A 15812-nucleotide genomic window follows, 5' to 3' on the forward strand; every position below is an offset into this window, starting at 1 on the left:
TCAGCCATCTATAGATCGCGGCGGTTGGTTCGAATTTTCCCCGAGAGTAAGCAGAGAACGCATTGCGCCGGCCAGGATAAAGAAGCCGACTCCCAACCCAGCAGTCGAGAGATAAGGCGTGACCACACACACGAGCACCGTCACGACGACGAAGACCAACCATATTCGAAACTCTCGCCTGCCTGTGCTGCGGTATCCCCGTAAACCCAGGAGAAGACTGCCCGCCAGGACTGTCACGAGTAGAGCGAACAGAACGAACCCGCCGGTGACAAGTGCGCGAATGTACTCGCTCTCCGCGAATGGCCATAGCAGAACGTCTGGCTTGTACGAGTAACTCAGATTGAACTCATAGATTCGGTGCCCCCAACCGAAGACCGGTTGCCGGAGGAAGGCCGGAATCCCTTGCTCCGTCCAGTACTCCCACCTCGCCCCGAGTGTTGCAGGCACCCAACTGGGTGCGTCACTGACCACCGCTCCGGTGAACTGTGCGTCATACCGAGACTCGATGCCTGAGCGGAATGCAGCGAGGCCCGCCACCACCACCGCCAAGAGAAGGATGCTGAAACGCCGCATGACCCCGAACCCGAACAGCAGCAGCGCCGCAACACCGAAAATCGCCGAAGATGTCAACGTCGTCAGCACGCCAAGCGTCACCATCAGAATCGAAAAGTAGACATACGCATGCCTGAGGCCAATTGCCAGCAATATGAGACATGCGGCGGTCACAACGATGCAATAACCGCCGAGCGCTGTCCAGTGACCGAGCGTTGAAGAACCACGAACCAAACGGTCGGTGGAAATTCTGTCAATAGCCGCTTCACCTGTTGTATATCTTGAGATCAGAACGATAGCTGCACTGTTCCCCGAGATCTGCAAGATTGCGAGCAGAGCGACAAGGGGTGCAGGGATAACAAATCCGAAGAGTAGCGAGCGAACCGCCTGGATAGACTCTGCTCGCGCGAGAACACATATGTAAGCACCCAGGTAAATGATCGAGCCGTAAATATTGCCGACTGATACCGGATGCCCCACCACGACCGCTGACGCGATATCTGAGAATATCTTGGCCGCAAAGTACGCGACGACGATGAAATCGAACCCGCCCAGGTGGCCCGACATTAGGCGTTCCGGCTTGGCGATCACAACCCCGAACACCGTGAGCAAGAGCACGACGTTGCCGAATGACGTGGGTACGAGAGGCATCTGGACGCCCTGCGTCGCGGCAGCAACTCCAAGTCCCAGCCCGGCGAACAGATCTGGCCGACTTGTCAATTCAGCACGCCTGGAACGAGCGTCACCGGTGAGAGTTGAGGTCTCAAACATTCTGTGGAACCTTCCCGGTACGCCGTCGGGTACTGAAGACGACCACCTGCCATGCGATGAGCGCCAACCCTGCGACGGAGCCGAGGACGGCAGAGACGCCTCCTCCGACGAGACCAAGAAGGAAGCACACTACGAGCAAGACCCCGCAGATTGCCATTTGGCTCACGATGAGGCGCAACAACCGGCGGGCGAGCGCGGGCACCAGTCGCACGGCCAGAGCAGCCATCAGGATAAGGTTGACGGCGCTGGCAGCTGCCGATCCAACAGCCGCGAATGTGAGCCCGAACGACGCTCCGAGAGCCACAAAGCCCAAGCCGAGAGTCCGCGACAGCACCGACACAGTGAACTGGCGCGTCGTCAGGCCGAGTGCTGTGAAGATCCAGACCAGCGGAAGCGCCAATATCTGGGGGAATGTCCCCAGCGCGATAACCTGGACGACGACGACTGCACCCTTCCAACTCCCGCCCATGAGCGCCGGAATCACGACGTCCGCGACTGAAATCGTTATTGCCAGAACCCCCGACACCGTGACCACGAAGGGCACATAGAATCCCCGGAAGCGATTCCAGAACAGATCGGGGTCGCTCTGCAGGCGACCGAGCACCGGTATCGCGACTCTATTGGTGGGAACCGCTAGCTGGATGGACGGCATACGTGCGATTCGCTGCGCGAACTCATATACGCCCAATGCCGACAGCCCCACCAGTCGCGACACGATCACCTTCTCGATCGCGAGGGTCGCGTACACGAGCGCCTGGGTTCCCAACGAGCCGCTGCTGACGTTCAACACTTCGCGCGATTCTCGCAGGTCTCGAGGTACGCCGGGCGCCTGCCGGATCGCAATCAGCAGGAGCACGACCGTGATAGCGAAAGCCAGGAGTAACTGCATCACGAGCGCGCCGGGGCCGAAACCGTTGGCTGCGAGCACTACCGCGGCCGTCGTGCTGAGCACCTGTCCCACGACGTCGCTGATGGCTATGAGTGAGAATCTCAACTCAGAGGCAGCGATTGCCTTGTAATGGCCGGATAGTACGCCCAAGGGGAACAGAACAGCGGTCAGATAGAAGAGTGCGGTGTAATCGGGAGCACCCACGGCGCTGCTGAGGACTGGAGCGAGCAGTGCAACCGCTGCTCCGAGAATCAACCCGAGCAGCAAGTTCGCCCAGAATAGATTGGTCGCCACCTGCCTCGGGACGTCAGGAATCCGCGCGATACCGGTCGAGAGTCCAAAATCTGCCAGCACCTGCGCGATGCCACCGACAACCATCACCGCAGCAGCGACGCCGAACAACGAGGTTCCCAGATAGCGCGAAATCAACACGGTTCCGACGAAGAGCGTGCCTGCCTTCACCACCTGGGCCATCAAGCCGACCGAGACACCTCGTACGACCACGCTAGGCACGGTGCTTCGAACCCCTGTCACGTCGCAACGCGTGTCAGGCCGCTGTCTGGATCAAACGCGCGGTCGAACTCGGCCTCGACAGCTTTACTGGCAGACTGAACCGCCACAAGATCCTCGCCAACACCCGCCAGAGATGCCCGAACCGCGTCGACCAGCACCGACGACGGCCCTGCCACGTCGACGACTCGATGAGCAAGCCCGACAACTCCCAGACACCGTCGCAATTTGCCTGCGCTATCGGTCCCCATTCCGACCACAGCCGCGCCGCGTGACAAGGCGAATACGAGAACATGGAGTCGGTCACTCACGACAACTTCTGCCCCGTCGTACAGCTCTGCCAATCGCTCGCCGTCGGGAGTCTCGGGGCCGAGTAGACCCGGATCGATGAACTCCCACGAGTTCTCTTCGGCGAGCGCTTTGTTCCTCTCTTTGTCACGCCCCACCTGATATGTGGATACGATCTTCGAATTTCGTTCCAAAGCAATGGCTTCCAATCCCTGCAGCCATTCAGAAGCGATCTTGTCACGGTCGCCACGCACGCTGACCACTATCATGTGGCGCGCTGGGACCCCAGCCTCCGACAAACCATCCTTCGTCGGATTCGAGTAGAAGGCGAGGTCTGGGGCGACATCTCCGAGGCGCACCGATGCTCGAGTCTCTCTGTCACGCCAGTATGTCGCGTCGTCCAGTCTCAGGAGTGCGCGGAACACGGTAGCCATCGGCTTGGATGGGTCGTCACGAGTTCCGCTGCCGAACCGAATCATTCGTCCCGAAGAGAGCTTCGAAGCCAACGCGAGAGGTAACACCGCGAGATGCTCCTTCATGCCCCCAAAGGTTATCTGTATTTCCCCTGGCTTGTACACGTAGCTTCCTCCCCGGAAGCACACGTTGTACAGCGCGGAGAGATACCACCTCGCTGCACTCTCGAACAGTACGTCGTCAACCCGACTGTTCAGCTGCGGGATGAACACGTCTCTGGATGATCCCAGAAGGACATTGGGTTCTCCATACTCTCGCAAGAGTTCCAGAAGGTTCCGGCGGATGAGGATATCGCCGAAATTGTCCCCTTGTCCTTGAAGTAGGACGAACAATTTCGGTCGTCGCCGCTGTGGCGCAATCGATTTGTATAGCTCGTAGTGCCGTCTACCGACCTGGGACCAGTCGCGGCCGGTGAACTGCGGCCTGCCAGTCGAGTCAGCAAGAAGCGCCCGAGCATGGACCAGCGCTTCCTCTAAATGCTCACCGGTCAGGTCGCCATCGTACATCTGGACCCACGCGTCCCCTGCTTCTCTAGCGACAGCTTCGTTCGCCGGGGATCGTGGGACGAGGACGGGCCGGTTGAGCGAGAGCGCAACGAGTAGACATCCCGAGTTGTTCATCTCTGCGTAGGGCAACACCACGACGCTGGACGCGATCACCTCCTCGACGAGCTGACGATCAGGAATGAAGGCGAAGTCGTACGTGACTCGGCAGTCCTTCCCGATTGCGTCCTCCAGTTCGTCCCGAAGATCGTCGGTCGGCTTCCCCACAACGCGGAGTCCGAGACCCTCGTCGTCAAGCGTCGCAAATGCCTCAACTAGTTCTCCCACACCCTTGTACCGGTTGATGCGGCCGAAGAAGACGAAACGATTGGTGTCTCGCTGGATGGTGCTCGTACGAACATGTTGAGCGAAAACATCGCCATAGTGTCCATGCTGGATATGGGAGGTGGGCTTGCGGCGATCTCGGCCAAGCTGAGACTCATTCAGAACCACGTAGTTATCGACGAGGCGATCTAGCGTCCGGACAACACAGCTGTCGATTCGTCCGATTGTCTCGTGGGGAACCTCGTTGTGCACGGTTCGTACGACTTTGGCCTTCGTCACTCGAGTCTTGGCCACCACGAACAACAAGACCACGAGCTTGCCAACATGCCGTATGACGTTGGTGTCGGCGATCAGAATCTCCGGCCAGTGAATATGAAGAACGTTCCACCGCCTCCTGAGCACCGATCGCAGCGTGTAGTAGATGTACTCGCACGAGTCAACTCGTCCGGCTTCGAGCTGATTGGCGTATCGGGTCTCCGAACTCGGCGGCTTGATCGCGTGTAGCACAACGATCCGATCGTCAGAGTGATTCACCCCGGTCATACGCGAACGGTCCATCCAGCCTGTCGCCAAGCCACAGCGTCAAGGCACATCCGCCCGTCGATGACGACCGGAGAACGCACGGTCGTCCTGAGCGCGGAGGGATCGAGATTCTGGAACTCCGACCACTCAGTCAAGACCAGAACAGCGTCGGCCTTCTCGCATGCGTCAGTCGCAGATAGGGCATAGTCCAAGGTGGGGAACATTTTCCGCGAGTTGTCCATAGCCTTGGGGTCGTAGACGGTCACCGACGCACCCTGCAACTGAATCTGTCCGGCCACGTTCAGTGCCGGCGAATCCCGGACGTCATCTGACTCCGGCTTGAAAGCAGCACCCAGAACCGCGATCCTCTTGCCGAGTAGCGACCCACCACAAACGTTTCGTGCCAGTTCAACCATCCGAGTCCGACGCCGCATGTTCACGTTGTCGACCTCGCGCAGGAAGCTCAAGGCCTCGGCCGCACCCAGTTCGCCTGCGCGAGCCATGAAGGCTCGAATGTCCTTCGGCAGGCACCCGCCACCGAAACCCAACCCGGCGTTGAGGAACTTTCGGCCGATCCGAGCGTCGAAGCCAATTGCATCGGCGATCGCCTTGACGTCCGCATCTGCGGCATCACAGACTTCCGCAATAGCATTGATGAAGGAGATCTTTGTCGCCAGGAAGGCGTTCGCCGAGGTCTTTACAAGCTCTGCGGTCGGCGGATCGGTAACGATGAAAGGCGTACCCGCCTCGATCATCGGGGCGTAAATCTCCCTGCACCGCGATTCTGCGCTTCCACCTGCAAACGCTCCGAGGACCACACGGTCCGGATGAAGGGTGTCATCGATCGCGAATCCTTCCCGCAGGAACTCGGGATTCCAGGCGATTTCGACCTGAACGTCCTTCGCCAGTTCGTCCGCGCGCTCCGACAGTCGCCGTGCGGTCCCGACCGGAACAGTTGACTTGCCAAGGATCAACGCGTCGCGCGTGAGAAGCGAAACCAACTCCTCAACAGCTGAATCCACGTAACTCAAGTCGGCGCTGTACTCGCCCTTCTTTTGTGGAGTCCCAACCGCGATGAAGAAGACGTCGGCAAACTCTGCCGCCTCTTCATATGATCCCGACACCGTCAGCATCCCGGAGTCGATGTGCTTCTTCAGCAGCTCCGGCAGCCCGGGTTCGTAGAACGGCACCTCTCCCGCGGCCAGCTGAGCACGCTTGTCCGGCACCACCTCGACGCCGAGGACTTCATGTCCGAGCTCAGCCATACACGCTGCATGAGTTGCGCCGAGGTATCCCAGCCCTAATACAACCATTCGCATCAGTACGCACCATCTTTCGCCACGACGGCTTTGACTGTTTTCCACAGAATCAGGGCATCTTGCATGATCGACCAATTCTCCACATACGAGAGATCAAGTCGCACAGACTCTTCCCAAGACAGATCGGATCGACCTGAGACCTGCCACAGACCTGTCATACCTGGCTTGACCAACATTCTTCGAGCAACGCGCCCGTCATACTTCTCGACCTCGTCCGGAAGAGGCGGTCGTGGACCTACAAGACTCATAGTTCCGCCTAACACGTTGAACAATTGAGGTAGTTCATCAACGCTGTATCGCCGGATGAAGGCCCCGACCCGGGTGACACGCGGGTCATCTCGCATCTTGAAAAGGACCCCGGCCCCCTCGTTGTGCGCGGCCAGCTGCGACTTCTGTGAGTCGGCATCTTGCACCATCGACCGGAACTTCCACATCGAAAATGGTTGGTTATTGATACCTACACGGGTGGCACGGTAGAACACCGGCCCGGGGGAATCGAGCTTGATGGCGAGCGCGACGACGAGAAACACCGGAGCCAGCATCGCTAGGATCGCGGCCGACCCCACTCGGTCGACCGCAGCCTTCCGAAACCGATTCGCGCCCTCGTATCTGGGCTTGTCGATATGGAGAAGTGGCAGGCCCGCGACCGGTCGAACCATGACGCGGGGGCCGGCGACGTCCGTGACACCGGGCGACACCACCATGTCCACATCGAGCCCCTCGAGGTCCCAGGACAGGGCCTGCATCGCGGCGTGCCCCAGAGCCTCAGCAGACGTCACCGCGACCGTGGTCGCGCCGGAGTCGACGACAGACGTCGATACCTCGTCGAATGTCCCACACACTGGAACTCGGGTGTCGCCCACCGCCACGGAATCCCGCGTCCCGGCGTGGGCCGGAAGGCAGATCCCGACGACCCCGTAACCGAGTGTTGGTTGTCGGATGAGACGTTCCATCAACGGGACCGCGGAACTGAGGTTGCCAACGATCAGCACCTGCTCGAGGTTCTTCTTTTGGAGGCGCTGATTCCCCAGACGCTGCCGCCAGCCCCACCGCGCCAAGACAAGACCCACCGTCCCGATCGGCAGGGCAAGGGCGAGGAACCCACGGGCGATATCGAGACGGAACAAGAGGTCGATCATCGCCAGCACCCCGAACACCGACAGGCATGCTGTCACGACCCTGCTGTACTCCTGCGACCCTGATCCAGCGATGCGGCGGTCCAAAGTGTGGAACGCACGCAGAGCCAGCAGCCAGCTGACTCCAAGGAGCAGCGATACGATGACGATCGGAGTCTTGGTGGCTGCCACCGGCTCGAAAGCACTCCCCGCGCCAAAGCGAACGAACTGTGCGATGGCGATGGCTCCGGCGATGATGGCGGCGTCAGTCCAAGCCAATCGCGTCAGGTAGCCGCGCATCCAGGATCGCTCGCGTCCTCGTCCGGCGATGCGTAGCCGTCGCGTCGCTCGGCCGTGTGAACGACCCAGAGTGTCGTAGGCCTGACTATTGGCCACCCGCCACCTCCTCAGAAATTAAAAACCGACTGTTCGAGATTCGAGAACTCAGCGGTGAGATCGTCGGGATGAGCTTCGACCGCTTGCGGCAACGAAGTCGAAGCATCGAAACGAGAGTATTTCAGTCTGATCACGCTCACAACCTGAGAGTGATGAATGCACACAATTTAGCGATAGTTAAAGTGATCGAAAAGTTAACACAACCTTGCAGGGTGAAACCGGGCGCCATCAGCCTGGCCCCAAGCGGCGGCTATTTTGCTCCGGCTTCGTCGTCCAGGGTGGGCGTTCACACGGTCATTCGGGACCTAATACGCCTGTGTTACAGGAACATTCGGACGGTTGAACCTCGTTGTGGCTCGCAAACAGAATCAAGCGATCACAAACCCTAAATCAACGATCGCTCGGCACTTTCAGTGACGAAACTTGACACAGTTTTGCGTTTCGCTCGAGCTCCGCTGTTTTGAACGATGGCGGCACGGGCCGCCTCACGACGGATATCGGGATCCGTATACATCGCTAACGATCCCTTAAATTGCTCGAACTAGTCGCATTTCCGCAGGGCGTCGATTTCGTTAACAGATGATTAGGAAGATAGCAACTTCACGCACAAGGTCTCGCACACTGCTCTTCGCTGAGCACGCTTCTGCGATACCCGAGGGATTAGCGTCACACTCGCAGGATCCAGGCGGCAGCCCGGCCCCCCGGAGCGTACGGCGATCGCGATACTGAACTGATGATCCCGCACGTCCTCTATGAACCTGCCCTCTTTCACGCCTGCGCGTTGCTGAATCTGTTGATTGTCTCTGGGGCGTGGTGCCTCGCGCGACCGTCATATAGGGCTGCAGTCGTTCTCGGCGTTCTCAGCGTCACGTGGCTGTTCTTCAACCACCCGCTCGAAGGGAACGTGCTCATCGCATTCAGTCCTGACCGCGGTTTGACCGAGTCCGACGTCCTGTCGTTCATCGCATTCGCAATCGTCGGAGTGGTGCTGATCCGCCTCAGGGCGCGACGAAGCTGAGGCGAAGACTTACGGCGACTGCGTTGTCAGCAGGCGGTTTCCGTCACCGCTCTCGGTCACCTCAACCCGACCCTTTGATCCGATAGATACGGAATTGCGGCGTCCCGCTGGGACTGGTGACCGTCATCTCCAGGGTGGCGATCTCGGCACCGTCGTCCCATAGCGTCGGGTAGCGCACGTTGATGGCGTCGAGCCGGCCGAGGCCGGTCGGCCGCGGGGTCAGGATGTATTGGACGCCCTGCGCTCGCGGTTCGTTGAGCTTGGCGAAGAAGTCGTAATCGCTGCGGACCACGAACTGCTCCGGTCGGTCGGAGAACAGCCAGATCCGGGAGATACCGAATGTGTCGACGAGCACCGAACCCGGCGGCAGGGCTTGATCGTCGAACCAGCCCGCGACGTTGCGTGACACGTCGCCGAACCAATAGAACCAGAACTCCGACGGCGGGTGTCGGTCCGGCCAGATTGCAGACCGGAGGCCGTACTCCTCTTTGCCGAGCGAAGGGGTCAGCATCGACGTCGCGGTTACCGGCAGCGATGTCACGAGGACGAGCGCCATGAATGCGGTGAGCGAAGTCCTTACGACACGCGACCTCCGCAAGCTCCGGTCGCTGCTCAAGGAGCCGGGGGTGGCGAGGGAGGACCCTTCGAGGCTCGTCGCTTGCGCTCCTCGCACCTCAGGGAGCAAAGGGTTCAAGGAGCGGGGGCCGCGGGCGACGAGGATGGCGACGACCACCAGGGGTGTTGCCGCCATGTAGAAGCGGAACCAGCCGAAGGTCGACCCCAGGATCACCGCAGACATCTGGAACAGCAGGACCGAACCGAAGACCACCCCCACCACGGCGGCGTCGACGCGGTGCCGACGAACGGCGATCCAGCCGACGATCGGCAGGACCGCGAACAGCAGCGGTTGCATGCCCAGCAGATTGCCTGCGATGACCTCGGCCAGCGGACCGGCGCCGACGTCCTCGGCGGAGATGATCCCCGCCGCCTCCACCTGAGCAGCGTTGCCGTACTGGGAGGAGAACTGGGAGAACGCATTGCCGTCGAGCAGCCATCCGAGCCCCGCCCACACGACGAACGCGAACACGGTCGGCAACGCCACGATCGTCGCATCGTGCAGACCGAACGGTGCGCCGGCCCGCCATGCAGTGCGCCCTCTCACCCCTGCCGGGCGGTGCCGCCGAGTCGACATCACAAACACGCCGAGCGCCACACCCGCGGCCACCGGCAACGCCTCGTATCGGGTCAGGTAGGCCAGCCCCAGCGCAACCCCGGCGACGACGAGATCGACGACGCGGAATCGATTCACCCACAGCAGGATTCGACGACAGGTCCACAGCAAGAAGAACAGGAACGGGGCCTCACTCATCCCCATCCCCGCATACAGGACGATCATCGGGTTGAGTGCGAACGTCGCAACTGCCATCCACCGGAGAACTCGGCCCACGCCGTAATCGAGTGCGATGCGTCGAACCTGCCATCCCGCACCGGCCATGAACAACGCACTCATGACCGCACCGGCGAACCCGACGCGACGCAACTCCGGCCACAGGTTCAGAGGCCAGTGCGCCGACAGTTCGACCAGTGGGATCTCGACCAGACTGGGCAGCGGATTCCACACGAAGCCGATCGCACCCAGGTGTGGGTCGCGGCTCCAGATCGTGAAACCGGCGTTGCCGACGCGACTACTCGCGTCCGGGTTGATGTACCCGACGATCAGGTACAGATAGACGCCGACCGCAAGGTACGCGAACGCCAGCCCGGTGAACAGGGAGATCCCCCACCACTGAACCCGGGTGAGCCGACGACGGCCCGAGGCGACAGCCCCCGGACCGGTCGTCGTCTCCGCGGCACGCTCACGGACCTCGACTGTCACGGGGTGTCGAAGCCGGCGTCGTCGGACGGATCGTCGGAACGCTTGCGATAGACGGTGATCCCGACCGCGACGAGGACCGCGACTGCCACCACCGCGATGCTGATCCCCAGCCACATCAGCCAGCTGGCGCCGACCTGATCGACCTGTGCCCGCGGGCCGTCGGCCCGGATCGTCATCAGCTCGGCCTGACCCGCTCGCCCGGCCACCACCACGTCCCCTCGAAGATTCGCCAGATCGCCCTGCTGCTCATCAAGGTAGGTGAACAGCGGCTCGACGAGATCCCACGAGCCCGATGTGCTCACGAGAACGACCGTTCGTGAGTTCTGCGCGAACGCCTGGATGGTCCCCAGCCCCTCGGGGATCGCCAGCCGGACCTGCGCCGGCAGATCGACGAGGGTGGACGAATCCTCGGAGTTGATCGGCGGATTCAGCGGACGCGCGTTCGCTGCCGACGCCACCACGAGCGCGCCGGTATTGCTGGCGATCGCCTGCTCGAGCGGGACGAGCACCGGCGCCAACGGGGTCACCGAACTCCGCTGCACCGACGCGATCAGCTCGGCAGCTGCGTCGAGCTGGGCGGGGTTCGTGTCGTCCAGCGCGACCTGAACAGTCGGTTGCCAGCCCAGCGGGATCGACGAGAACCCGCCCATCCGAACCGGTGTCGTGCTCGACGACGCCGTCGACGACGGGTCGATCTGGAAGCTCAGCGGCACACTTCGCGGCGAGCACGCACCTGGTCCCGGTTCGTAGGAGATCCGGAACTCCAGCGGTTCGTTGGCCGCGACCTGGGCAGCCGGAATGGTGAATTCGGTGTCCAGGCTTCCCGACGCGTTCAGGGCGCTCGTGTGCAGGATCTCCCCGCCACTGACCGCCAGCACGTTCGCCCGCTCGTCCTCCCGGACCGGGGTGTAGCGCGCGAGCAGGTGCACGTTCACCAGACCCGGACGTCCGAGCGAGAGCATCGTCGGGTCGAAACCCGGTACCAGCGTGGTGATTCCGAGCACCTCGGTGGACAATCGATCCGAGAACTCGCCGAAGGTCACCGAATCCGACCCCCGTACCGGACGCCCAGACACCGATTCGACGGCGGCAGAACCGGTCTGGGCCAGATCGGTGAGCCCGTCGCGGAACAACGCCACCTGGTCCGGCAGCGAGTCGGCGTTGCCGCCGATCACCAGAGCAGCCGACGGTTGTCCGGCACGTTCCAGACGAACACCTCCCGGACCATCCTCCTCGCCGATGACGACGGTTCGCTCCAGCGGGCCGCCCGGGGTCGGCACGCGCGTCCCGGCCGACTCGACGACATCGATCGACACCCGTTGCGGACGATAGTGATCCGTGATCGCGGCAACCGTACCCAGAGTGGCCTGCGCGACCGCTGCACTCGGGTCCTGGGGCGTGACGATCGTGACGTCACCGACCACGGTGCCGAAGAACTCCTGAATGGTGCGGGGCGACGACGCAACACCGGCATAGGCGACGTTCAGGCCGGTCAGAGACACGTCCGGGATGGGTCCACACACGGAGTCATCGTCGCCGTTGCGCAGTGTCAGACGCAGATCCGCACGGCCGTTGTCACCGACGGGCACCGCAGAGAGCGGGACCGAGAACGGTGTGCTCAGCTGCCGCGGACCGAATCGCGGGACGACGACGGTGCCGACGATCGTGCCATCGGAGCGGGCGACCTGGATGAAGGCATCGGACACATTGGTCGCCGACGCCACCACTCCCGACAGCCTGGTCGGTGACATCCCCTCGGGCACCGGGATGCTCACACCGACCGGGACGTCGGCGCTGTCGAACGTCACCGAGTTGCCCATCCCGAGTTGTCGCCAGTCGAGCGTCGTGGGGCCGTCCCCGGGGGCGGCGACGGCAGGTGCCACCGCAACCCCTCCGACGATCAGGGCCGTCACGACGGCGCACCAGATGCGGCGGAGGACACGGGTCTTGCTAGGCATCTTCAGGACCTTTCGGCGGTGCGGGCACACCGGGCATGGCAGAGAGCCCGTGCACGGTCTTTTCCCAGTAGGAGGGTTTGTAGATGAGTTGGGCCATACTCTTGATCGCCGCCATGGACTGCAGGAACCAGTAGCCGGGGACGAGGAGAGCTGCGCCGAGCAGATACGGCTTGCCCTGGGTGCGCGCGGAGACGACGCCCAGCATGATGGTGGCCAGGTTGCCGACGGTGAACATGAGCAGGCACAGGTAGTAGATGGGCCCTGGGAACAACGAGTGCATGAAGTCGGGCTTGCCCGCGAACCACACCAGCAGCAGCGCCCAGAACAACAGGTTGAGGGTGTTGGCGATCGGCATTCCCGCGGTCAAATTCGAGATGCGCAGCGCGGGAACGAGTCCGATCTCCCGAACCATGTCGAGTGGCCGGCGGGTGTGGACCAGGAACGTCTGCAGATAGCCCTTGTACCAGCGCGACCGCTGGCGGACCCAGTTCACCACGTCGGCATTGGCCTCTTCACCGGTCAGCGAATCCAGGACCACGGTTCGATACCCGTAGCGCGCTAGACGGATTCCGAGATCGGCGTCCTCGGTGACGTTGTAGGCGTCCCACCCGCCGACCTCACGCAGCACGTGGGTGCGGATGTGATTCGACGTCCCGCCGAGCGGGATGACGCACTTCGACGCACTCAGCGCCGGCAGCATGTAGGAGAACCACTGGTCGTATTCGATCGCGAACCAACGGGTCAGCAGGTTCTCACGCTCGTTGTAATAGCCGAGACGCGCCTGCACCGAGGCGACGTCCGGCGGGGAGGCGGCGAACACCGCAGCCGCCTTACGCAATTGGAGCGGGTCCGGAATGTCCTCGGCGTCGTAGATCGTGACGATGTCGCTGCGCTCCGACGGCAGACTCATGGCGACGTTGCACGCCTTGGGTTTGGTCCGCGGTTCGCTCGGCGGCACCAGGACCGTGGTGATCCCGTCGAGATCGGCATCTTCGACCGCGGCGCGCGTCTCGTGATCGTCGCTCTCCAGGACCAGAAAGATGTCGAGTTTGTCTGCGGGATAGTCGATCCTGCCGACGCCGGCGACCAGATTCGTGACGATCTCGGGCTCGCCGTACACCGGCAGCAGGACCGTGTAGACCGGCAGATCGTCGTCGGGGATCACCCGGGCGTCCTCGTCAGACACCCGTAGGACGCCCCGACCGGACATTCCGCGGGTGATGAGCACGAACTTGTCGATGCTCGACGCCAGGAAGTACACGGCGCAGACACTGAGAACGACCGCGAGCGACACCCGCCACGTCAGCGCGAACGCGACCGCGATCGCCACCGCAACGACCACCAGGCCGAGGCGCTGCCCACGACTCAGCGGATGGCGCGCCGACAGCGCCGTCACATGGGCAGCAGTCGAACCGGTACGCCCGGACGCGCTCACCGCGACGGTCGTTCGACTGCGTCGATCATCGACCAGGCGAGGTCGGTCAGCGCGAGGTCCAGGTCGGGGTTGCCGACGACCTGATCTCGGGCATCGGTGCCACCGCGCACGAGCCAGCTGAGGGGTTCGACGACGGTGGTGGTGTAGCTCGGTGGCCGCGGTTCCGCGACATCCGACCCACTCGCCTGGTCACGGTTCGCCATGAGGTAGATGGCGTAGTAGCGCTCGCCGGCCGGCGTGGGAACTCGCCACCCCCAGAACCGACCGGTCCACAGGGCCTCATCCGAGGTGCGTACCGACTCGAGAGTGTTGGCGATACTGCCGATCTGGGTGTGTCGCCCACCCGACGAGGCCGGCGTCGCGTCGATCGTCGCCGGAGGCACCGTCTCGTACCACAGTCCACGACGGTAACTGGAGAAGCGCCCCAGATCGGTGGTGGAGTAGACGTCGAGATACGCGGTGGACAGCGGCCTGTCCGCGGGGCCGGTCTGCCCCGTCGTGACCCGGTACCGGCGCACGTCGCCACCGGAACCCATGACCCGCGGACCCCAGTCGAACACCTCTGGTTCGGTGATGCCGATGCCGAGCGTCCGCATCTGTTCGAGCCACTCCTCACCGATCGGCGGTGACGCCACGGGCTTCGGTGAATCCGGCGCGAGCGGCATCATCGCGAGGATCGCCAATGCCACCAACCAGGCCGACGCGAGCGTGGCGACGGACTGCTTGGGCAACCCGGCGTGCGCCGAACCGGCTCTGCCGAAACGGAATCGCACGGCGATCGCGGTCGCGGTGACCACCGCTGTGGGAACCGTGTAGGCCAGGATCGGTGTGTGCTGGACAACCAGCACACACATGGTTCCGACACCCCCCGACACCACGGCGGTCACAATGGCGACGCGCGGATGACGACGCAGGGACATGAACGTCACGACGAGAGCAACCGCCACGGACAACAGGCCGAACGCGACGGTCGAACCGCCGAGAAGCTGCCCCATGAGCAGGTAGTTCGGCGGGAAGCACGTCAGCAGGAACAGCCAGACGAGGTAATCGCGAACAACCCGCCGGATTCCGAAGACCACGATCGACGCCGCGAACACCCAGATGAGCAACGGGATCAGATCGGCGTGCCAGAACGCCGCCACGGCAGGCACCCGGGGGATGACGAGCGCCGCGGTGAGGCCGAGCGCGCCGCCCACCACGACGACCAGGATCCGGTCGAACTCGCCGTCCCCGATCTCGCGGCCGCGCGACGACACATCGAGCCCGAACGCGATCATCAGACACCACAGCGGCACAAACAGCAGATACGCCGTCGGCGACCCCTGGCGCAGCGCATCGAACTCGGCGGCGATCGCCGGGGCGAACGCCAGCATGCCCGCACCCATCGTCGACGCGTAGCGAACGCCCATCGACATCTCGCGAGGTGCGGTCAGGGTCTCCCGCCATGGACGCCGGCCGGTGTCGTGCGCGGTCGGCGGAGCCGTGCCGCTGTCGGCGTCCGCATACGGCGGTGACGCAGGCGCGACAGAATCAAGAACAGTCATGAGCCCTCCCCAGGACAGCGCCTGAGCATCGAGCGTCGGCGCCGGCCGCGACTCGCCGCCACCCCCGTGGCCCCCCTGGCGTCCGAATCGCGAACTACAAGCAGAGTAACGCTAAAAAGAAAGTTGTTGGAGCACGTCGCCCCGGTGTTCGTCTGATCAAGGGAACGATCTGCGGCCCGCGATCGGCCCGCTGCAGAAACGTCTTGAAGATTGGATCATACTGTGCAGCAGTACATTTGATCTGTCATCGCGAGCGCGATCGGATCTCGCCCAGATCCATCACCGTGCACCGAATCACTTGACTTATGTCACACATTT

Annotated in this window: 10 protein-coding genes; 1 reads left to right on the forward strand and 9 read right to left on the reverse strand. The window is 62.6% G+C overall.

Features of this window, described 5'->3' with window-relative positions; genetic code table 11:
- From ABIC25_RS06085 to ABIC25_RS06105, 5 genes are read right to left on the reverse strand one after another with little or no spacing between them, the layout of a single operon-like run.
- Entirely contained in the window at positions 1-1323 is a 1323-nt protein-coding gene (locus ABIC25_RS06085; RefSeq protein ID WP_354560456.1) for an O-antigen ligase family protein, read from the reverse strand.
- Positions 1316-2746, reverse strand: coding sequence for an oligosaccharide flippase family protein (locus ABIC25_RS06090; RefSeq protein WP_354560458.1), 1431 nt, complete (start codon positions 2744-2746; stop codon positions 1316-1318). The genes ABIC25_RS06085 and ABIC25_RS06090 overlap by 8 nt, the downstream gene beginning before the upstream one ends.
- A complete protein-coding gene (locus tag ABIC25_RS06095; RefSeq protein ID WP_354560460.1) occupies positions 2743-4854 on the reverse strand; it encodes a polysaccharide pyruvyl transferase family protein in 2112 nt (703 codons plus the stop codon). Before ABIC25_RS06095 ends, ABIC25_RS06090 begins: the two co-directional genes overlap by 4 nt.
- Positions 4851-6152: a UDP-glucose dehydrogenase family protein gene (locus tag ABIC25_RS06100; protein ID WP_354560461.1), complete on the reverse strand. Its 1302-nt coding sequence runs from the start codon at positions 6150-6152 to the stop codon at positions 4851-4853. Before ABIC25_RS06100 ends, ABIC25_RS06095 begins: the two co-directional genes overlap by 4 nt.
- A complete protein-coding gene (locus tag ABIC25_RS06105; RefSeq protein WP_435529045.1) occupies positions 6152-7663 on the reverse strand; it encodes a sugar transferase in 1512 nt (503 codons plus the stop codon). The genes ABIC25_RS06100 and ABIC25_RS06105 overlap by 1 nt, the downstream gene beginning before the upstream one ends.
- 733 nt (positions 7664-8396) lie before the next feature.
- On the opposite strand from ABIC25_RS06105, the gene ABIC25_RS06110 reads away from it, so the two are divergent.
- Positions 8397-8681 carry a hypothetical protein gene (locus tag ABIC25_RS06110; RefSeq protein WP_354560463.1) on the forward strand — a complete coding sequence of 95 codons (285 nt, stop codon included), beginning with the start codon at positions 8397-8399 and terminating at the stop codon, positions 8679-8681.
- A gap of 61 nt (positions 8682-8742) precedes the next feature.
- Here the strand turns inward: ABIC25_RS06110 and ABIC25_RS06115 are convergent, their stop codons facing one another.
- Genes ABIC25_RS06115 through ABIC25_RS06130 form a run of 4 tightly spaced genes read right to left on the reverse strand, consistent with a single transcriptional unit; the run spans position 8743 to position 15494 of the window.
- Entirely contained in the window at positions 8743-10557 is a 1815-nt protein-coding gene (locus ABIC25_RS06115) for a hypothetical protein (protein WP_354560464.1), read from the reverse strand.
- Complete coding sequence (locus ABIC25_RS06120) at positions 10554-12515, reverse strand: hypothetical protein (RefSeq protein WP_354560466.1); 1962 nt, start codon at positions 12513-12515, stop codon at positions 10554-10556. The genes ABIC25_RS06115 and ABIC25_RS06120 overlap by 4 nt, the downstream gene beginning before the upstream one ends.
- Entirely contained in the window at positions 12508-13950 is a 1443-nt protein-coding gene (locus ABIC25_RS06125; RefSeq protein WP_354560468.1) for a glycosyltransferase family 2 protein, read from the reverse strand. Before ABIC25_RS06125 ends, ABIC25_RS06120 begins: the two co-directional genes overlap by 8 nt.
- Positions 13947-15494 (reverse strand): hypothetical protein, encoded by a 1548-nt coding sequence (locus ABIC25_RS06130; protein WP_354560470.1) that lies wholly within the window; start codon positions 15492-15494, stop codon positions 13947-13949. The genes ABIC25_RS06125 and ABIC25_RS06130 overlap by 4 nt, the downstream gene beginning before the upstream one ends.
- Positions 15495-15812 lie beyond the last annotated feature (318 nt).

The organism is Gordonia sp. PvP123, assembly GCF_040547295.1.
Taxonomy (GTDB): Bacteria; Actinomycetota; Actinomycetes; order Mycobacteriales; family Mycobacteriaceae; genus Gordonia; species Gordonia terrae.

Excerpts from the sequence above, each read along its gene's own strand:
- ABIC25_RS06120 (WP_354560466.1), bottom strand. The coding sequence starts at position 12,515 with ATGCCTAGCAAGACCCGTGTCCTCCGCCGCATCTGGTGCGCCGTCGTG.
- ABIC25_RS06110 (WP_354560463.1), top strand. The coding sequence starts at position 8,397 with ATGATCCCGCACGTCCTCTATGAACCTGCCCTCTTTCACGCCTGCGCG.
- ABIC25_RS06085 (WP_354560456.1), bottom strand. The coding sequence starts at position 1,323 with ATGTTTGAGACCTCAACTCTCACCGGTGACGCTCGTTCCAGGCGTGCT.
- ABIC25_RS06100 (WP_354560461.1), bottom strand. The coding sequence starts at position 6,152 with ATGCGAATGGTTGTATTAGGGCTGGGATACCTCGGCGCAACTCATGCA.
- ABIC25_RS06130 (WP_354560470.1), bottom strand. The coding sequence starts at position 15,494 with ATGACTGTTCTTGATTCTGTCGCGCCTGCGTCACCGCCGTATGCGGAC.
- ABIC25_RS06095 (WP_354560460.1), bottom strand. The coding sequence starts at position 4,854 with ATGACCGGGGTGAATCACTCTGACGATCGGATCGTTGTGCTACACGCG.